Consider the following 19,003-nt stretch of genomic DNA (forward strand, 5'->3'; position numbering starts at 1 on the left):
AAGGATCTGGTGACAGACAGCGTTGTCAGCCAGAGGGGAGTACAGCGATGCGTGACCTGCCACGCCGAAGCGTTCTCGGCCTCCTCGGCGCCGCCGGACTTGCCGGTGTGCCCGGTGTTGCTGCCGCTCAACCATCTCCGTCCGCGCCTCCACCCGGTGCCGAGGCCGGCGCGGCTCCTTCCGTCGGGGCCACTGCGCTGGCGCCACCTCCCGGCGGCTGGCGCCGGGTCGCCGAGGACGTGCGGAACGAAACCCGCTGGGCCTGGCGGTCCTATGTGGAGCGTGCGTTCGGCCACGACCAGATCAAGCCGGTGTCGGGCGGCCACGAGGAGTTCTTCGTGCCAGGCCACCCGATGGGCCTCACCGTCGTCGAGGCGCTGGACACGTTGTGGCTCATGGAGCTCGATGCAGAGTTCGCCGAAGGCGTCCGCTGGGTCAAGGCGAACCTGTCGTTCGACGTCGACGCGCCGTTCCAGGTGTTCGAGACCAACATCCGCATGCTCGGCGGCCTGCTCTCCGCCTACCACGTCAGCGGCGACAGCGCGTTGCTGAACCTCGCACGCGACCTCGCCGACCGGCTGCTGGTCGCGTTCACCAAGTCGCCGACCGGAATCCCTTACCGCTACGTCAACCTGCGCACGGGCGCGGTGTCGTCGCCCGAGACGAACCTCGCCGAAACCGGCACGTACATCACGGAGTTCGGCTCGCTCTCGAAGTGGACCGGCGACCGCAAGTACTACAACGCGGCCAAGAAGGCCTTCAAAGTCACTTTCGACAAGCGGACGGCCTACGACCTGCTGCCGTGGGACGTGCACGCCGAGACCGGCGCCTGGCGCAACCGGTACGCCACGATCGGTCCGCCCGCCGACTCCTACTACGAATACCTCTGGGACGGCTGGCACCTGTTCGGCGACCGCGACCTCAAGCGGTGGTGGGACATCCTGCTGCGCGGCATCCTGAGGAACCAGACGGACATCGTCGGCGGCCGGTTGTGGTTCGCCCAGGTCGACGCGTTCACCGGTCGCCGCGACTCGCGGACCCAGAGCGAGCTGGCGGCGTTCTTCGGCGGGCTGCTCGCGGAGAGCGGGGACATCGCGCGCGGCCGGGCGTACCACGACTCGTGGACCGCCGTTCAGGACCGCTACGGCGTGCTGCCGGAGGGCATCAACTACACGTCTCTGCGGCCGACTTCGGTCGGCAACCAGCTCCGGCCGGAATACGCCGACGGGGCGTTCTTCCTGTGGCTCGCCACGCGTGACGAGGTCTACCGCGAGCGCGCGTACCGGCACTACCTGGAGATGAAGCGGACCTCGAAGACCAACTACGGCTACACGATCCTGACGGACGTGACAACCGGGGCGAAGGGCGACTTCTGTCCCGGGTACTGGTGGTCGGAGCAGCTCAAGTACTACTGGCTGATCTTCGGGGATGCCCGGCGGTTCGACTACACCAGCCACTACCTGTCGACCGAGGGCAACATCTTCCTGGGGGCGCGCAGGTAGTTTCCCGAGGCTCCGGGTCCTGAGCGCCGTGACTTGGCGGCGGCGGCGCTCAGGCCCGGTCTCGCCTGGGGCTTGCGGGTGCGGGTCGGCTTGCGGGACGTCACCTTGCGCAGGTGGTTGCGCGGGCAGTGACGAGCCGGGTCATTTCATCGCGCTTCGCGGCGACAGCGATTGCGTTGTTGGATCAGGGGCGGGAATTACCGCGTCGACGAGGCGACGGAAACGCGGGTTCGCGAACATTTCGGTGATGCAGAAAATCGCCGAGCTGGCCGCCGACGCGGCGGCGGAGGGGGCGTTGTCGGTCGAGCATGTCGCGGTGGTCGCCGAGGTCATGAAGGCGCAGCCGGTAATTCCGGCACCCGACTCAACAAACGCAAGCCCCAATCGCAATCGTCGCGAAGCGGCGATGAAAAGACCCGGCTCGTCAAGTCCACGCAACCACGCTGGAACGAAACCAACCAACATCGGCGACCCCTCCGCTGGATCCGCCACCAGCCCGCGCCAGCCGACTCGCACCCGCGCCAGCCCATGACCAGGCGAGCCCACGCCGAGGCTCCACCACCCGTCTGGACACCCCACCACCCCGAGATCCCAACTAGGCTGAAACCCGTGGACGCACTGGATCCCATTGAGTCGGTCAACACGTTCATCGGCACAAAGGACGAGGGCAACACGTTCCCCGGCGCGTCCATGCCCTTCGGCAAGGCGCATTCCAGCCCGGTCGGCTCGCACTACGCCGGTTACCGCTACGACGACCCGGTGATCCGCGGCTTCGGTCACTTCTTCCTGTCCGGTGCCGGCTGCTGGGAACAGGGCGGTCTGGTCCCGATCCTGCCCGTCTCCGGCGGCCTGCCGAGCAGCTTCGACCACAAGCGGTACGGCGCCAGGTACACGCACGACGGTGAGATCGGCAAGCCCGGCTACTACAAGGTCAAACTGGACCGCGACATCACCGTCGAGTGCACCGCGACCACGCGGGCCGGTGTCGAGCGGTACACGTTCCCCAGCGGCACCAGCGGCACGCTCCTGGTCAACGTCGGGCAGGCCAACGACAAGGAGCCGGTGTCCGCGAGCAGCATCAAGGTCGTCGACGACCGCACGATCACCGGATCCGTGGAGACGCAGGCGTTCTGCGGTGGCCGGCCGTACGTCACCCACTTCACCACGCGGTTCGACCGTCCCTTCCGGGAGTTCGGCACGTGGTCGCCGAGTGGCGCCAAGCCGGGGCAACGGGAGTCCGCGGGTGGTGCGGGGCTCAGGGGCGCCTGGGTCACGTTCGAACCTGGACCGGTCACCGCGTGCACCGCACTGTCCCAAGTGGACGCGCAAGGTGCCACCAACAACCTGGAGGCCGAGACCGCGGGCAAGTCGTTCGACGAGATCCGCAACGAGGCCCAGGACGCGTGGCGCCAGGAGCTCTGCTGCATCGAGATCGAGACGGAGGACTGGGACGAGCGGGCCGTTTTCTACACCGCGCTCTACCACGTCCTGCTCCAGCCGCTGACCGGCAGCGACGCCGACGGCAGGTACCGCGGCTTCGACAACCAGGTCCATCACGCCGAGGACTGGACGTACTACGAGTACTACTCGCTCTGGGACACCTACCGCGCGCACAACCAGCTGCTCGCGCTGATCCGCACCCAGAGGTCGAAGGACATCGCCAGGAGCGTCCTCGCCATCCACGAGCAGGGCGGCTGGCTCCCGCGCTGGGCCTTCGCGAACCAGGAGACCAACTGCATGACCGGCGACCCGGTCACGCCGTTCCTGGTCGACCTGTGGCGGTTCGGGCACCTCAAGGGCTTCGAAGACCAGGCCTATCGGGCGCTGCTGCAGAACGTCGACGGCGTCCCGCCCGAGAGCTCGCGCTTCCAGGGGCGGTCCGGCAACCGGACCTACCTGGCCAAGGGCTTCGTCCAGTACGACAAGCGCTTCCCGAAGAAGGGGCAGGACACCGACCCGCACCACGGCGCGTCGGCGACTCTCGAATACGCGCTGGCGGACGCCACTCTCGCGATCATGGCTGAGGAGCTCGGCCACAAGGAGGACGCGGAACGGCTCAGGAAGCGGGGCCTCAACCACCGCAACCTCTGGGACCACAGCGTCGCCGACCGCGGCTTCACCGGCTTCCCACGGCCCAAGCTGCAGAACGGCGCGTGGCTCAGCCCGTTCACGCCGCAGGGGGCGGACGGGTTCCACGAAGGCACTGCCTGGCAGTACCAGTGGCTGGCCCAGCACGACATCAACGGCCTGATCACCGCGCTGGGCGGCAAGGCGGCGGCCGAGGCGCGGCTCGACGACTTCTTCGCCTACCAGGACCTCCTGACGGATCCGAAGCGAACTGTCCGGGAGAAGTGGGTTGTCGGGCCGTACGACTACTACAACCAGTTCAGGTACAACCCGAACAACGAGCCGGACCTGCACGCGCCGTGGATGTACGCGCTGATCGGCAAGCCGGAGAAGACGTCGGTGGTCGTGAGGGCCGCGCAGACGTTGTTCGTCAACGGGCCGGCCGGTGTCACCGGAAACGACGACCTCGGCACGATGTCGGCCTGGTATGTGTTCAGCGTGCTCGGGATGTACCCCGCGGTGCCAGGCACCGGTGAGTTCGTGCCACACGCTCCCAGATTCCGCCGAGCAGTGGTCCACCTGGAGAACGGCAAGGACATCGTGATCAAGGCGGAGGCCGCGGACACGACGAAAACGCAGGTGGTGGAGCGGATTCGCAGCGGCTGGCTCTCGCGCGCCAAAGATCGGATCGAGCTCGCGGAGCTGCGATCGGGGACCACGCTCGAGGTCGACCTCCACACACTTTCCAATTGAGACGCGGAAACGGTCGTAGGCTCGTCCGGTGGGCACCTGCGCGAGCTGTGGCACGGAGTTCGCGCCCCGGCCGTCGCGGGCGCGGTACTGCTCGAACGCCTGCCGTCAGCGTGCCTACCGTCAACGCTCTGCCGGTACGTCCACTGTGGTCGCCGAGCTGCCCGTTTACGACGACGCGTTCGTCGGCAGGGAGACGGAGCTGGCCGAGCTGCTTTCGTTGCTGCGCAAGCACAGGATGCTCACACTCGTCGGATCGGCCGGTGTCGGCAAGACGCGGCTCGCGGTCGAGCTCGCCGGACGTGCCAGGAGGACCGAGGTCCGCACGGTCGAGCTGGGCAGGCTGAGCAGGCTGAGCAGTCCTGGCCAGGTGGTGCAGGCGTTCACCGAAGCCGTTGGGGTGTACCAGCACGCGGGTGTCGCACTGCGGACGACGCTGCTCGCGGAGCTCGGCAACCGGCGCGTCCTGCTGCTCGTCGACAACTGCGAGCATCTCGTCGAGGAGTGCTGCGACGTCGTGGACGCGCTGCTCTCGCGCTGCCCGAACGTACAGGTGCTCGCGACCAGCCGGGAAGCGCTGCGAGCCGTCGGCGAGGCCGTCTACCCGGTGCACGGCATGGACGAGGACTCGGTGCGGCTCTTCGCCGAACGCGCCGGGGTGCCGGGCGACCAGGACACGATCGCGGCCATCTGCGCACGGCTGGACGGCGTGCCGCTCGCGGTGGAGCTGGCCGCGAAGGTGTCGCTGTCGGTGCCGCTGAGCGAGCTCGCGAACCGCCTCGACCAGCGGCTCGACCTGCTCAGCGACGCCGGAGAGGAGACGCGGCACCAAAGCCTGCGCGCGGCCATCGCGTGGAGTCATGACCTGCTGACCAGGTACGAGAAGGAGCTCTTCCGCAGGCTTGCGCTGCTGCCGGGAGGGTTCGGGCTCGACATCGCCCAGGTCGTGCAGGGCGGGCCGGTGATCGGGCTGCTCACGGCGTTGCAGGCGAAGTCGTTGGTGGTGCGGGAGAACGACGGGCGGTTCCGGATGCTCGAATCGGTGCGTCTCTACGCGGAGGAGCGGCTCAGGGAGCACGACGAGCACGCCGTGACGGCCGAACGGATCATCTCGTGGCTCTGCGGGCTGGGCGAACCCGGTGTCGCGTCGTCGATCCTGGCGCCGGAGCAGGTGAAGGCGCAGCACCAGGAGTACGACAACGTGGTGTACGCGTTCACCCGTCTGGTGGCACCGGACGACGATCGCCGCCTGATGCTCGCCACGATGTTGCTGCGGGTGTGCTTCGACCGCGGCTACTTCACCGAGGCGGGCGCGGTGCTGATGCAGGTGCTGGACCAGTCACCCGCCGACGCCCGCTACCGGATCCTCGCGCTGGAGTACGCGGCACTGCTGGCGGGACACAAGGCACGGCACGACGAGGCGGTGAAGTACGCGACGGAGGCGATCGAAACCGCGGAAGCCGGTGGGCAGCAGGAAATCATGTGCCGCCTCTACCGCACGTTAGCGGGCGCTTACGACGACATGGCCGACTTGCCGAACGCCACATGGGCGCTGCGCCAGTCGATCGAGTACGGCGTACGCAACGGCAACGACGTGAGTGTCGCGGTGTCGCAGCACAATCTCGGTTGGTGCCTGCTCCTCATGGGTTCGGTCGACGAGGCGAGTGTGCTGGTCGGGGACTCGTTGCCCGTGCTGAGAACACATGCACGATGTGACATCGTTGCCATCGCACTGCACACGTGGGGTTGCGTCGCGCTGGAACAAGGCGATCTGACCGCCGCGGGCGCAAGGTTCGCCGAAGGCGTGCGGATCTCGGAGCACCTCCCCTGGGAGGTGCTGGAGTCGGTCGAGGGACGCGCGGTGGTCGCGGTGCTGTCCGGACGGTACGAGCTCGGCGTCCGGTTGCTGGTGGCGTGCGAGCAGATGCGCACGGTACGGGCCCTTCCGGTGCAGGCGTGGTGGCGGCGGAAGCTGGACTCTGTGCTGGACGTCGCGAGGGAAGCCTTGTCCGGTGCGGCTTTCAGCCGCGCGGTGAGCGCCGGACGGGCGATGGACGTTCGCCATGCCGTGGAAACCGCGCTGGACAAGGAGATCGTGCGGCACGCGGTGCTGAGCGACCGGCAGCGCATGGTCGTCGAGCTGGTGGCGCAGGGCATGACCAACGCCCAGGTCGCGGCGAAGCTCGGGATCTCCCACCGAACGGTGGAATCCCACGTGCACAACGTGAAAACCGTGTTGGATCTTTCGACTCGCGCGCAACTCGTCGCGTGGGCGCAGTCGAACTGACACGTCCAACTGAGACGTAACGCTGCGGTTCATCCGGATGACTTCGCGCTCCCCGGCGTTCATTGTGAGTACAACCAACTGAGGGGAAGGGGACACGTGGAACCGTTCCGGCTGCTGCACCCCGACCTCGTGCCGCAAAGACGCGAGTCGTTGCAGCATGCTGCGTCCATGCTCGTCCGGATGGGGTTGGACGACACGGTGCTGTCGGCGTCGCCCGTGCACCAGCGGCTCGCCCGCGTGGTGCTCGCGAGCAGCGACGTGATCGAGTGGAAGCCCGGTCACGACAACGGTGGCACGGGCCACGACCAACGCTTCGGCGTCGTGCGGGTGGGTGGCGACCGCGGCGGCGTGTTCCTGTCCAGCATCCTGATCGCCTACCTCGACGTGCTGGAGAACGCGGCCAGGATGGGCACCTCCATCGGCGAGGACTCCTGGCGCACGCTGCTCTGGGCGCCGACCGCGCTCTTCGACCACGTGCTGCGCCGGCCCCAGGTCGGCATGACGGTCGTGACTCCCTGCCCCGGCACCGAGTACCTGCCGCACGAGCGCGTGCAGGCCGGCCAGCACCTCTACCTCGCGCTGATGCAGGCCGTGCGGTTCGCGGTCAGTGGCGTGGTGCGCGCCCAGGACGACCGGCCGCTGGTCGAGGACTGCGTGACGCTCGCGACGGCGTGCCTGCGTGCCGCGACGGTCGCGCTCGCGTTCGCCTGCGACGTTCGCGAGGAGCCGCCACCGCGGATCGTGGAAGCCGCCGAGCACCGCTACCTCTGGCAGGTGATCAACGACGTGCGCACGGCCGTCCCCCGCGCCAGGTTCGAGCAGTTCGCCGCGGCGTTGCGGCGGCTCAACGACATCTACATCGCGTGTCCGTTGCTGGCGGCGGGTGGCTGAATCCGTTCGTCTCGACTTGGCGCCGACTTTCGTCGTTCCGCCACGCGCACCGAGTCCCGCTGACATAACGTCCCGCCCATGACGGAGGAACGGTCGGCGGTCGTGGTGCGGGACATCCGCAAGAGCTACGGCGGGCTGAAGGCGGTGGACGGGGTCTCGTTCACCGTGGCGGAGGGTGAGTTCTTCGGCATCCTCGGGCCCAACGGCGCCGGGAAGACGACCACGCTCGAGATCATCGAAGGTCTGCGCGAGCCGGACAGCGGCGAGGTGCGGCTGCTCGGTGAGAGCCCGTGGCCGCGCAACGTGAAGCTGCTGCCGCGCATCGGCGTGCAGCTGCAGGCGTCGTCGTTCTTCGAGAAGCTGACGGCGAAGGAACAGCTGCAGACGTTCGGCTCGCTGTACGGCGTGAGCGCCGGCACCGCCGCCGACATGCTCGAACTCGTCGGACTCGCGGACAAGGCCAACGAGCAGGAGAACAAGCTCTCCGGCGGTCAGCGTCAGCGCCTCTCGATCGCGTGCGCGCTGGTGCACGACCCGGACATCGTGTTCCTCGACGAACCGACCGCGGCGCTCGACCCGCAGGCCCGGCGCAACCTCTGGGACGTGCTGCGGGCGATCAAGGCACGCGGCAAGACCATCGTCTACACCACGCACTACCTCGACGAGGCCGAGATCCTCTGCGACCGCGTGGCCATCATGGACACCGGCAGGATCCTCGCGCTGGACCCGCCCGCGGTGCTGGTCCGCGGCCTGGACGCGCCGACGCACGTGACGCTGCAGAAGGGCGTGATGTCCGTTGCGGACGCGTCCGCGATGGACGGTGTCGAAGAGGCGCACGAGGACGAGGTGTCGCTGACGATCTCCACTCGCCGTCCGGCTCCCGTGCTGTCCGCTCTGGCGGAACGCGGTGCGCTCGACGGGCTGCAGGTCCGCACGGCCACCCTCGAAGACGTCTTCCTCAACCTGACCGGCCGGGAGTACCGCGCATGACCGCGTTCAAGTCGCTTTCGGTGGCGATGCTCAAGGGCTTCATCCGCGACAAGGTGACGCTGTTCTTCACGTTCCTGTTCCCGTTGATGTTCCTGGTGATCTTCGGCCTGATCCTGCGTGACGTTGGTACCGACAAGACCAGGATCGCGGTGGTCGGCGACGGCCAGATCGTCTCGGCGCTGCGGGACAGCGGTGTGCTGGAGCTGGAGCCGTACAACGACGAGAACGCCGCGGTGCAGAAGGTGAAGGACGGCGACCTGCCCGCGGCGCTGATCGTGCACGGCCAGCAGCTCGACCTGCGGTTCGCGCAGAGCGACCAGGTCGGGTCCGCGACCGTGGTCGGCATCGTGAACGGGTTCGTGGACAAGGCGAACCTCGCCGCGACCGGCCAGCCGCCGCGGTTCACGTTCGCCGCGGAGAAGGTCGAGGACGCCTCGCTCAAACCGATCCAGTACCTGACGCCCGGCATCCTGTCCTGGGGTGTGGCGGTGTCCGCGGTGTTCGGTTCGGCGCTGACGCTGGTGTCGTGGCGGCGCAAGCAGGTGCTGCGGCGGATCCGGCTCGCGCCCGTGTCGGCGACCGCGGTGCTGTCGTCGCGGGTGCTGGTCAGCACGGGCGTCGCCCTGGTGCAGGGCGCGATCTTCGTGGGCATCGCGATGCTGCCGGTGTTCGGGCTGCAGCTGTCCGGGTCGTGGTGGCTCGCGATTCCGTTGCTGCTGCTGGGAACGATCGCGTTCTTCGCGCTCGGCATGCTGGTCGGCGCGTTCGCCAAGACGGAGGAAGCGGCTTCGGCGGCGGCGAACATCGTCGTGCTGCCGATGGCGTTCCTGTCCGGCACGTTCTTCCCGGTCGAACAGGCTCCCGGCTGGCTGCAGGCCGTGTCGAAGATCTTCCCGTTGCGGCACATGAACGACGGCATGCTCAACGTGCTGGTGCGGGGCAAGGGGATCGAGGCGCTGCTGCTGCCGGGAGCCGTCCTGATCGGCTTCACGCTCGTGATCGCCTTCATCGCCTCACGCGTCTTCAAATGGGAGGAATAGGACAGACCCGGATGCGTTGTGCTCCCCGTCACGGTTCATGATGGGGAGCCATGACGTTCTCCAGCGTGGTTGGACGGTTCCGCATCTTCGCCCTCGCCGAGGCGATCTCCTGGGCGGGCCTGCTGCTCGGGATGTTCTTCAAGTACGTCGTCGTGCAGAACGAGATCGGCGTCAAGATCTTCGGCCCGATCCACGGCGTCATCTTCGTCGGCTTCGTGCTCGTCACGCTGATGGCGAAGGAGCCGCTGAAGTGGGACGGCCGCACGCTCGTGCTCGGGCTGCTGTCGAGCATCCCGCCGTTCGGCACGGTGATCTTCGAGCGCTGGGCCGCGAAGACCGGCCGGCTCACCGAACCAGCTGCCGAACAGCTCTGAGCTCCGCCTGCGGGTCGCCCTCGTGGTAGATCCGCTCGGACTGCTCGATGTTGTCCAGGAACTCCTGGTACTTCACCGCGTTGTGCAGGTGCGAGGCGCGGCGGGCGACCTCGAGCGCTTTGAGCGGTTCGCTGTCCGGACGGTGCCGCAGCCAGGCCTCGCTCCACACCTGAGCGATCAGGTCGCGCAGGCCGGGGTTGCGCTCCATCAGGCGGTTCGCGTCCAGCGCGGGATGACCCCAGCAGGCGTCCGACCAGTCGATGATGACGCCGCTGTCGCGCCAGTTGCCGGAGTGGAAGTCGCCGTGGGTGAGCGTCTCCGGCAGTCCGAACGACGGCATCGGCACGGCGGACGACGGCAGCCGAGGCTCTCCGGCCAGTGCGTGCTGCACGGCGACCCAGCGCGGCACGATCCGCTCGACCATCTCCGGCGTCAGTTGTGAGCAGTTGGCACCCTTGGCGTCGCTGAGCAGCACCCGGCCCGGTGCGGAGGCCAGCACGGCTGGCACCAGCGTCGGGTCGTGCGCCGCGACCATCTTGATCACCGTGCCCTCGTCGGCGAAGAACGACGGCACGGCCTTCAGCCACACCAGGCCGTCGGCGGTGGGCAGCCGGTGCACGCTGGAGAGGTTCCAGGTCCTGATCTGCTCGGCCGGACCGGTGCGGGCGAGCACCGTGTCCGCCCACGCGACCAGTTCGGCCGGTCCGCCCAGCCGCGCCCACGGCATCCGGTGCTCGGCGTCGGCTTCAGGTTCCTCGGCGGGGTGCAGTTGCGTGCGGTCGGGCTCGCCGTAGGCCTCGACGTGGTAGGTGACCTCGCCGCCGCACATGATGTCGCCACCTTCGACCGAGATGAGCCGCAGCACGTTCGTCTCGACACCCAGCAGGTCCCGGAGCACGGCGTTGACCGGTTGGACGTGGTTTCAGTCCGAGGTCGCGACAGGGAGCGGGCCGACGCGGCCGGCGAACCCGCCCGGCGTGCTGACGAGCGCGACGATCGTGCGGTCCGGTCGTTCCCACCTCATCAAAGGCCGTTCCGTCATCAGCGAACCAGTTGCCGAACAGCTCTGAGCTCCGCCTGCGGGTCGCCCTCGTGGTAGATCCGCTCGGACTGCTCGATGTTGTCCAGGAACTCCTGGTACTTCACCGCGTTGTGCAGGTGCGAGGCGCGGCGGGCGACCTCGAGCGCTTTGAGCGGCTCGCTGTCCGGGCGCAGCGCGAGCCAGGCCTCGCTCCACACCCGGCTGATCACCTCGCGCAGGCCGGGGTGGAACTCCATGAGCCGACACGCATCCAGCGCCGGGTGAGCCCAGCAGGCGTCGGACCAGTCGATCACCACGCCGCTGCTGCGCCAGTTGCCGCCGTGGAAGTCGCCGTGGGTGAGCGTGTGCGGGAGGCCGAACGACGGCATCGGCACGGTCGTGGGCGTGAGCAGGGGTTCGCCCGCGAGCGCGTGCTGAACGGCGACCCAGCGCGGCACCACACGCTCGACCATCTCGGGCGTCATGTGCCAGCAGTTGCCGCCCTCGGCCTGGCTGAGCAGCACCCGGTCCGGCGCGGTGGCCAGCAGCTCGGGCACCAGGGTCGGGTCGTGCGCGGCGACCATCTTGATCACGGCGCCCTCGTCGGCGAAGAACGACGGCCTGGCCTTCAGCCACACCGGGCCGTCCGCGGTGGGCAGCCGGTGCACGCTCGACAGGTTCCAGGTGCGCATCTGGACCGCCGGGCCGGTGCGGGTGAGGACCGTGTCGGCCCACTCGACGAGCTCCGCCGGGCCGCCCAGTCGTGCCCAGGGCATCCGGTGCTCGGCGTCCGGCTCGGGTTCCTCCGCGGGTTCGAGGCAGGTCCGGTCGGGTTCGCCGTGCGCTTCGACGTGGTAGGTGACGACGCCGCCGAACGGGACGCTGCCGCCTTCCACCGAGACGAGGCGCAGCACGCTGGTCGGCACGCCGAGGAGCTCCCGCAACGCGGTGTTGATCGGCTCGACGTGGTTCCAGTTCGGTGTCTCGACCGGGATCGCGGCGGTGCGCCCGGCGAAGCCGCTGGGCGTGCTGACGAGGGCGACGATCGACCTGTCCGGTCGTTCCCACTGCATGGGCACATCACGCCACAGACGTGCGCGCGTGCCAAACGAATTAGTCCTCGAAGTCGCCGCTCGCCCGGCGGACCTTGGCGAGCAGCTCGGTGAGCTGCTCGGTCTGCCGGTCGGTGAGGCCCTTGAGTCCCAGGTTGACCTCGACGACCGCGGCGGTCGCGGCCTCGCGCCGCTGCAGGCCCGCGTCGGTGATCTCGACCAGCGTGGTGCGGCGGTCGGTCGGGTGCGGGGTGCGGCGGACCAGGCCGTCGCTCTCCAGCCGGTCGACGATGTTCGTGACGCTCGTGGGGTGCAGCTGCAGGCGCTCGCCCATGACCCGCATCGGCAGCGCGCCCTTGCGGGAGAAGTAGAGCAGCACCAACGCCTCGTAGCGGGCGAACGTGAGGCCGTGCGGCTTGAGGGCTGCGTCCACGGCGGACTGGATGATTTGCTGGACACGCATGACGCTCGTGACGGCGGCCATCGAGGTGGACGGACCCACCCGGTCGTCCCACAGCTCAGCCGCGCGGGCGATCGGATCGAACGGCAGCGGTGTCATGGGCACCGAAGCTACCAGTCAGTACAACCGTTGGATCATCAGGAGGCACGTGTGCTTGTCGCGTTCAGCGTTGCTCCGTCCGCTTCGGACTCGTCGGGAAGCGTCGCCAAGGCCGTCGCCGAGGCCGTGCGGATCGTGCGGGAGTCGGGCCTGCCCAATCAGACGAACGCGATGTTCACCTTGGTGGAGGGAGAGTGGGACGAGGTGATGGACGTGGTCAAGCGCGCCACCGAGGCCGTGCAGGCCGCCGCCCCGCGGGTCTCGCTCGTGCTCAAGGCGGACATCCGGCCCGGCCACACGAACCAGCTGAGCGCCAAGGTGCAACGGGTTGAGGAGCACCTCGCCGACACGCCATGATCGAGCTCCGCCGCTGACCGTTGGGAGTCGAGCGGAGGCGTACCTCGTGAGATTCGTGATCACCCTGCTGGCCGCGTTGCTGGCGGTCGTGCCGTCGGCGCACGCCGGGCCGTCCACCAGGTGGGAGAACATCGGCCCGAACGGTGCGGGCGGGTACATGGCGTTCGCGCGGAACCTCGTCTACGTGCTGCCGGGTGCCGGCCAGCAGGTGTTCCGGTCCGCCGACCGGGGCCGCACCTGGCGGCAGGGGCGGCTGTTCCCGGAGATGCGCGGGAACGCGCTGGCCGCCGATCCGGCGCGGCCGGACACCGTGCTCGTGGCGGGTGCGGAGGGCGGCGGCGGTGCCGGTTCGGTGCTGCGGTCCGTGGACGGCGGCCTGTCGTTCTCCGTCGCTCTGCGAACGCCGTCCGAGGTGCAGGACGTCGCGTTCGGCGGTGGCTTCTCGTACGCGGCGACCGCGGAGGGGGTCTATCGCGGGATCGGCGGGCAGGGATGGTCGGTGCTGCCCGGATCGCCTGCGTCGGCCGAGGACGTGCACCTCGTGGGCCCGGATCTGCTCGTGGCCGCCGGTGGGGTGGTGCACGTGCTGCGTGCCGGCAAGTGGTCGGTGTCCGACGTGCCGGCGGACAAGATCACCTCACTGGGTGACGTCGTGGTGGCGCGGAAGTTCAGCGTCGGGGTGCACCTGTCTTCGGACCGCGGTGTGAGTTGGCGTGCTGTGTCCGGTCCGTGGAAGTCGACGTGGATCTTGTACGGCGGGATCACGGCCAACGGCTGGGTCCAGGTGCAGACGTTGGACGGGCACTTCATCAGCGCGGACATGGGCGCCACGTGGAAGCGGACCGACGCGGTGGCGAAGGTCGACGTCTACACCGAGATCGGCAGCTTCCCCGACCTGCCGGACTGGCAGTGGGTCTACGGGTCCGGTGGCGTCTACGCGACCGCGGACCACGAGCACTTCAAGCGGGTCGGCGTGCCGGGAGCGCACGTGCTGTCGCTGGCGGTGTCGGGCCGGTCTCTCATCGCCGGGACCATGCAGGGCTCCTACCGGACGGATCTGCCCGTCGCCGCGCAGGAGTGGGACTTCGACGGGACCGCGCCGCACGCGATCGGCAACCGGATCGGTGCGCTGGCGGCGCGGGACGGGATCGTTCTGCGCGGGCGGAACGGCTATCGCGGGTCGCAGGACACGATCTTCGTGGAGCGGTCGCTCGATGGTGGCCGGACGTGGGTGATCACGGCCGAGATGCCGGGGAACACGCGCTCCCTGGTGTTCGACCCGGTGCTGCCGTCTCGGGTCTACCTGGGCGCTTACCTGATCAACGCGTTCTACGTGTCTCTGGACGGCGGGGCTTCTTTCGTGCCGCGGGTGCACGCCGGGTTGCGCGGGATCAAGACGATCGCGGCTGATCCTGGTGGCATCTGGCTCGCTGACGCCGGTGGGCTCTACCGGTCCGTCAACGCCGGCGTGACGCTGAAGCAGGTCTTGCCGGGGCGGGTGAACTCGGTGCTGGTGGATCCGCGCGATCCTCGGCACGTCGTCGCGGTGGGCCAGAACTCGGTGTTCGTGTCGTTCGACGGGGTCGGGTTCGTCGAGGTTTCCGGCGTGTCCTCGGAACAGCTGTCCACGATCGCGATCGGCCCCGACGGTGTGCTGTACCTCGGCTCGATCTCGTTCGAGGGATCGAGCAAGGGCGTGCTGCGGTCGGTCAACGGCGGCCGCTCGTGGACCGTGTTCGGCGGTCCGGACGTGGAGCGTGGTGTCGAGGCTCTGCTGGTCTCCCCGGATGGCCGAACGCTCTACGCCGGCACGGTGAGCGGATCCGTGCACCGGCGTTCACTGGGTTAGCGTGTCGGGCGTGGACGCGAGGCAGCTGTGGTTGAGGTTCGAGCCCTACCACGACGTCACGTACTTCACGCCCGAGTCCCGTGCCGCGACCGACGCGCTGGGCTGCAAGGGCGGCTGGATGGGCTACTTCGGCATGCGCGCCGCCCCGCTGGGCGCCGCGTCACCGGAGCTGGTGACGGCTGTCTTCTACAACTTCGCCCCGCGCATGGTCTCGCGCGCCCTGCCGGACGCGTGGGCGGTCGCCTCGCCTGCCTCGTACTTGGAGGCGCGCTTGTCGGGCGTCGATCTCGCTCTGCGCCGGTTGCTGGGCGAGGTTGACACGCCTGAGATCACCGAGGCCGCAGCTTTGGCCAGGTCCGCTGCTCTGGCGGCTCCGCTGGCCGGCCGTCCGCTGGCCGCCGCGAACCGCGCGTTGCCGTGGCCTTCCGCGCCTCATCTGGCGCTTTGGCACGCGTGCACGATCCTGCGCGAGGCCCGCGGCGACGGCCACGTGGCCGCGTTGGTGGCTCACGGGGTGGGCCCGTGCCAAGCGCTTGCGCTCTACGCGCGCGAACATTCCCTCGATCCGGCATACATGCGGTCCGCGCGTGGTTGGACCGAGTCGGAATGGGAAGCCGTTGCGGATCTGCCCGGCGATCTCGCCGCAGTGGAGCGTGCAACTGATGCTGCTGCTCTCGCGCCGTGGGAAGCGTTGGGCGCTTCTGGAACTTCGCGGTTCATCGAGCTGATGACACCGCTCGCTCTACGTATCGCTTCGGCCAATGAGGCGATGCGCATCAACCCGATGGCCCTGGACCCGGTCCGGGAACTAGCCGTGCCAGGATGGAACACGTGACAAGGCCTGATCCTCGCAAGACCGCCGCACTGTCCGCCGCGCTCTCCGGTGCCGTCGATCTGGGCGCCCTGAAGGCCCGAGCCGATGCCGCCCGCCAAGCCGCCGCCGCTCCTGCCGCCGCTCCTTCGAGCTCGGGCGACAACGGATCCGCGCCGTGGATCGTGGACGTCACCGAAGCCTCGTTCCAGGCTGTGGTCGAGCAGTCCCTGCAGGTGCCGGTGGTGGTGCTCCTGGGAGCCTCCTACAGCCCCGAGTCGCAGCAGCTGGCGACGTCCCTGACCCGTCTGGCCTCCTCTTCCGGGGGCTCCTGGATCCTGGCTCGGGTCGACCTGGAGCAGGCGCCCCGGATCGGGCAGGCGTTCGGCGTTCAGTCCGTGCCCACCGTGGTGGCCGTCGCCGCTGGTCAGCCCATCGACGCGTTCGCCGGGCCGCTGGCGGATGCCGAGCTTTCCGCCTGGGTGCAGCGGTTGCTGGACGCCCTCCGGGATCGGCTGCCGGGGATTCGGGCCGGGGAGGCGCGGGCCACCGCTCCCGCCGAGGAGGACATTGTCGAGGATCCCCGCATCGTCGCGGCCGAGGAGGCCTTTGAGCGCGGAGATTACGCAGCTGCTCAGGGGTACTACTCGCAGGTTCTCGCTACCGAGCCCGGGAATGAGCTGGCCAAGGAAGGGCTGGCGCAGGCTCGCTTCGCCGAGCGGGCCGAGTCGGTTGATCCCGCGGTGATCGCCAAGGCTGATTCCGCGCCCGAGGATGTCGAGGCTCAGTTGGCCGCGGCAGATGCCCAGGTGGCTTTGCAGCAGGTTGACGAGGCGTTTGCGCGGTTGGTGGACACCGTTCGGCGGGTTTACGGGGATGACCGGGATCGGGTTCGGCAGCACTTGGTCGGGCTGTTCGAGCTGTTCCCGTCGGATGATCCTCGGGTTGCTGCGGCTCGGCGGAACCTGGCTTCCGCGTTGTACTGAGATCGGTCGCTTGGGGCACGTGGTGGGCTGAGGGCTCTGCCCTCAGTCTCCTGACACTCCCCAAGAGCCCTTCAACGCCTCCGGCATCGCCGTCAGGGGCGGCGGCGCTCCAGAAGGACGGTGTCGCGCCATTCACCGTGGTGCTGGGCGATTCGTTCCCGCATGCCCACCGTCCGGAACCCCGCCCGGTGGTGCAGGGCGATGCTGGCCCGGTTCTCCGGGAAGATCACGGCCTGCAGGGTCCACAGGCCGTCGGCGTCGGCGGCCGAAACCTGGTGGTGCAGCAGCGTCTTGCCCACGCCGCGGCCCTGGTGCGAGTCGCTGACGTAGATCGACGTCTCGGCCACGCCGGCGTAGCACTCGCGTGCGGAGACCGGGGTGGCGGAGGCCCAGCCCGCTACCTCGCCGTCGACCACTGCGATCCAGCGGTGGTCCGGGAGCCACTTGGACTCGAGCGTGCGGCGGGACGGGACCTCGGTTTCGAAGGTCGCGTTGCCCGTGGCTATGCCCTCGCCGTAGATGCGGCGCACTTCCGGCCAGTCGGAGGCGGTCATGGGACGCACCGTCACGCCGGACACCGGGGCCACCGTGCCCCTGGTCAGGGCGCCCATCACCGCGTCGGCGGCGTGGGGGAGGCCCGTGCAGCAGGCCGGGTTGACGGTGACGAGGGTGGCTGTGCCCTCGCGCTGGACGCGGATGAAGCCCACTTCGGCCAGCTTGCGGACGTGGTGGGAGCAGGTGGACTGGCTGACGCCCAGTGCGGTGGTCAACTCGCCGACGGTGACCGCGCCAGGGGCTGAGGCCACGTGGTGGAGCAGGCGGACGCGGGTGGGGTCGGACAGGGTCGAGAACCACGAGGCGTAGGTCGCGGCTTCATCGGTTAGCACGGGGCAAGTATCGACGAACGTCGATGTAGGAATCAAATCGAATACTTCTTCACGCAGTACGAGGAGCCTCGGAAGAAGCCGTCGCCGAACGCTTCGACGCGAGCGAAGCCGGAGGGGACGGCTTTGCCGTTCACGTCGGAGGCGATGAGGCTGTTGTCGGCCAGGAGTTCGGCCACGGCCTCGTCCAGGTCGCCGGGGGAGAGCTTCAGGCCCGCGGCTGCGTCCGGGCGGTTGGTCAGGCCCGCCCAGGCGCCGGTCAGGCAGGCGGTGCGCTGGCCGGCGGCGTCGTCGTTCAGCGGGAAGCCCGTGGCGTGCTGGATGGAGAGGGAGAAGCGGGAGGCGATCACGGCGAAGGCCGCGAAGTCGCCGATGCCGCCCTTCGTGCCCTTCTTCGGGGGCGTGCCGATCTTCACCAGCGACGGGAGGTCCAGCTGGATCTGGTTGGTGGACGGGCAGAAGGTGGCCGGGGACGTGGTTTGGGCGTCGTTGCAGGGCTTGATGCCGCCCTTGTCGACGGTCGGGAAGGCGGCGCCGCTCGACTTGTAGGCGTCGCGGAGGGACTCGTCGAGGGCTTTGAGGTACTTGTCCTGGTCGATCCGGGCGTTGCCGCGGCCCTGACCCTGGTCCTTGTCGGAGAGGTCGAAGGGGCGTTCGGTGATGCGCTTGTTGATCTCGGCCTCGTTGATCTCGGCGCAGCGGGCGGCGCCTCGCACGAAGCCGAACTGGAAGGCGGAGACGCGGTCGAAGGCGCTGCCGTGGGCGCCCTGCTTCTCGAACGACGTGCCCGCGGAGTCGCGGATGAAGAACATCGTCTGCAGGACCTGGTTGAGGCCCTCGCCGGTGGAGAGCTCGAAGTGCTTGGACTTGTTCTCGGCGATCCAGCGCATGAAGACGCCGGTGTAGCAGTCGGCCTGCTGTTCCTTGACGATCGACGGGGTGTTCGGGCCGATGTTGGAGGCCGCTCCCAGCTTGTACTGGACGGCGTGACCCATCTCGTGGGCCAGGACGGTGACCACGGCCATGGGGCCGAAGGCGTCCTTGAGCATCGGGAGCAGTTCGCCGCGATCCCACGTGATGCTGTCGTCCAGCGCGCAGTAGAAGGCGTTGGCGACGCCGGTGGTGTCGAGCTTGCAGACCTCGACGCCCTTGCCGGCCGAGTCGTAGGAGAGGAAGCGCTTGACCGGCTCGAAGGTCTTGCCGGCGAACGCGCGGGGGATCTCGGCCTTCCAGAACTCCTGGACGTCGGCGAGGGTGTTGATCGCCAGCTGGTCCATCTCGCCGCCGTCGCCGTTCTCGACGTTCAGGTCCGCGTCCGGCACGCCCTGCTTGGGGCCGGACGGGCCGTTGGAGATCTCCAGCCCCGCGACCTTCGTGGGGTCGGGGCGTTCGCCCTTCGGTGAACCCTCGACCACGGAGGCGCAGGCGGTGAGCGCTGCGGCCGCGGCCAGTGCGACGGCGATTCGTCCGATCCCCATGAGGGCGAACCCTACTAAGAGCGGTTCACGTGCATGGCGCAAGGACCAGGGGCCAAACGTGAAATTCTCTCACCCTCTGGGGTGATTTCAAGACTGTACGGACTC

The 19,003-nt window shown here is 68.8% G+C and carries 17 protein-coding genes; 11 read left to right on the forward strand and 6 right to left on the reverse strand.

Annotated elements, in window-relative coordinates:
* Positions 1-47: 47 nt before the first annotated feature.
* Positions 48-1,502, forward strand: a complete 1,455-nt coding sequence (locus ABFX45_RS32060) for a glycoside hydrolase family 47 protein (protein WP_109634517.1) — start codon at positions 48-50, stop codon at positions 1,500-1,502.
* A 141-nt stretch (positions 1,503-1,643) separates the two neighbouring features.
* On the opposite strand, the gene ABFX45_RS32065 is transcribed toward ABFX45_RS32060, so the two are convergent.
* Positions 1,644-2,048 (reverse strand): hypothetical protein, encoded by a 405-nt coding sequence (locus tag ABFX45_RS32065; protein WP_170154836.1) that lies wholly within the window; start codon positions 2,046-2,048, stop codon positions 1,644-1,646.
* A 63-nt stretch (positions 2,049-2,111) separates the two neighbouring features.
* Between ABFX45_RS32065 and ABFX45_RS32070 the strand changes: the two genes are divergently transcribed.
* From ABFX45_RS32070 to ABFX45_RS32095, 6 genes are all read left to right on the forward strand, one after another.
* Positions 2,112-4,322, forward strand: a complete 2,211-nt coding sequence (locus ABFX45_RS32070; protein ID WP_346134007.1) for a GH92 family glycosyl hydrolase — start codon at positions 2,112-2,114, stop codon at positions 4,320-4,322.
* Between the two features lie 28 nt (positions 4,323-4,350).
* A complete protein-coding gene (locus ABFX45_RS32075) occupies positions 4,351-6,606 on the forward strand; it encodes a helix-turn-helix transcriptional regulator (protein ID WP_346134009.1) in 2,256 nt (751 codons plus the stop codon).
* A 96-nt stretch (positions 6,607-6,702) separates the two neighbouring features.
* A complete protein-coding gene (locus ABFX45_RS32080; protein WP_109634508.1) occupies positions 6,703-7,497 on the forward strand; it encodes a hypothetical protein in 795 nt (264 codons plus the stop codon).
* A 78-nt stretch (positions 7,498-7,575) separates the two neighbouring features.
* On the forward strand, positions 7,576-8,487 hold the full coding sequence (locus ABFX45_RS32085) for an ABC transporter ATP-binding protein (RefSeq protein ID WP_109634505.1): 912 nt from the start codon (positions 7,576-7,578) through the stop codon (positions 8,485-8,487).
* Positions 8,484-9,527 carry an ABC transporter permease gene (locus tag ABFX45_RS32090; protein WP_346134011.1) on the forward strand — a complete coding sequence of 348 codons (1,044 nt, stop codon included), beginning with the start codon at positions 8,484-8,486 and terminating at the stop codon, positions 9,525-9,527. Before ABFX45_RS32085 ends, ABFX45_RS32090 begins: the two co-directional genes overlap by 4 nt.
* 50 nt (positions 9,528-9,577) lie before the next feature.
* Entirely contained in the window at positions 9,578-9,901 is a 324-nt protein-coding gene (locus ABFX45_RS32095; protein WP_109634500.1) for a DUF3817 domain-containing protein, read from the forward strand.
* Here ABFX45_RS32095 and ABFX45_RS32100 read toward each other — a convergent pair.
* The 3 genes from ABFX45_RS32100 to ABFX45_RS32110 form a co-directional block, all read right to left on the reverse strand.
* Positions 9,873-10,799, reverse strand: coding sequence for a phosphotransferase (locus tag ABFX45_RS32100; protein ID WP_346134014.1), 927 nt, complete (start codon positions 10,797-10,799; stop codon positions 9,873-9,875). The genes ABFX45_RS32095 and ABFX45_RS32100 overlap by 29 nt on opposite strands.
* 143 nt (positions 10,800-10,942) lie before the next feature.
* Positions 10,943-11,995, reverse strand: a complete 1,053-nt coding sequence (locus ABFX45_RS32105) for a phosphotransferase (RefSeq protein WP_346134016.1) — start codon at positions 11,993-11,995, stop codon at positions 10,943-10,945.
* A gap of 40 nt (positions 11,996-12,035) precedes the next feature.
* On the reverse strand, positions 12,036-12,533 hold the full coding sequence (locus tag ABFX45_RS32110) for a MarR family winged helix-turn-helix transcriptional regulator (protein ID WP_109634492.1): 498 nt from the start codon (positions 12,531-12,533) through the stop codon (positions 12,036-12,038).
* Between the two features lie 51 nt (positions 12,534-12,584).
* Between ABFX45_RS32110 and ABFX45_RS32115 the strand changes: the two genes are divergently transcribed.
* From ABFX45_RS32115 to ABFX45_RS32130, 4 genes are read left to right on the forward strand one after another with little or no spacing between them, the layout of a single operon-like run.
* Entirely contained in the window at positions 12,585-12,890 is a 306-nt protein-coding gene (locus tag ABFX45_RS32115; protein ID WP_109634490.1) for an MTH1187 family thiamine-binding protein, read from the forward strand.
* A 46-nt stretch (positions 12,891-12,936) separates the two neighbouring features.
* Positions 12,937-14,739, forward strand: coding sequence for a WD40/YVTN/BNR-like repeat-containing protein (locus ABFX45_RS32120; protein ID WP_346134019.1), 1,803 nt, complete (start codon positions 12,937-12,939; stop codon positions 14,737-14,739).
* Between the two features lie 10 nt (positions 14,740-14,749).
* Positions 14,750-15,574, forward strand: a complete 825-nt coding sequence (locus ABFX45_RS32125; protein WP_112230945.1) for an SCO6745 family protein — start codon at positions 14,750-14,752, stop codon at positions 15,572-15,574.
* Positions 15,571-16,536, forward strand: a complete 966-nt coding sequence (locus tag ABFX45_RS32130; RefSeq protein WP_428834246.1) for a tetratricopeptide repeat protein — start codon at positions 15,571-15,573, stop codon at positions 16,534-16,536. Before ABFX45_RS32125 ends, ABFX45_RS32130 begins: the two co-directional genes overlap by 4 nt.
* A gap of 92 nt (positions 16,537-16,628) precedes the next feature.
* Here ABFX45_RS32130 and ABFX45_RS32135 read toward each other — a convergent pair whose 3' ends face one another.
* Entirely contained in the window at positions 16,629-17,423 is a 795-nt protein-coding gene (locus ABFX45_RS32135) for a helix-turn-helix domain-containing GNAT family N-acetyltransferase (protein ID WP_233439373.1), read from the reverse strand.
* Positions 17,424-17,455: 32 nt separating this feature from the next.
* The gene (locus ABFX45_RS32140; RefSeq protein WP_346134023.1) at positions 17,456-18,898 is read right to left on the reverse strand and encodes a neutral zinc metallopeptidase; all 1,443 of its coding nucleotides are present in this window, start codon (positions 18,896-18,898) and stop codon (positions 17,456-17,458) included.
* Between the last annotated feature and the right edge of the window lie 105 nt (positions 18,899-19,003).

Origin of the sequence: Lentzea roselyniae (genome assembly GCF_039537795.1) — a bacterium.
GTDB lineage: Bacteria > Actinomycetota > Actinomycetes > Mycobacteriales > Pseudonocardiaceae > Lentzea > Lentzea atacamensis.

Bases quoted from the DNA above. Each gene is read 5' to 3' on its own strand.
- ABFX45_RS32060 (WP_109634517.1), top strand. From the start codon at position 48: ATGCGTGACCTGCCACGCCGAAGCGTTCTCGGCCTCCTCGGCGCCGCC.
- ABFX45_RS32095 (WP_109634500.1), top strand. From the start codon at position 9,578: ATGACGTTCTCCAGCGTGGTTGGACGGTTCCGCATCTTCGCCCTCGCC.
- ABFX45_RS32085 (WP_109634505.1), top strand. From the start codon at position 7,576: ATGACGGAGGAACGGTCGGCGGTCGTGGTGCGGGACATCCGCAAGAGC.
- ABFX45_RS32090 (WP_346134011.1), top strand. From the start codon at position 8,484: ATGACCGCGTTCAAGTCGCTTTCGGTGGCGATGCTCAAGGGCTTCATC.
- ABFX45_RS32110 (WP_109634492.1), bottom strand. From the start codon at position 12,533: ATGACACCGCTGCCGTTCGATCCGATCGCCCGCGCGGCTGAGCTGTGG.
- ABFX45_RS32140 (WP_346134023.1), bottom strand. From the start codon at position 18,898: ATGGGGATCGGACGAATCGCCGTCGCACTGGCCGCGGCCGCAGCGCTC.
- ABFX45_RS32105 (WP_346134016.1), bottom strand. From the start codon at position 11,995: ATGCAGTGGGAACGACCGGACAGGTCGATCGTCGCCCTCGTCAGCACG.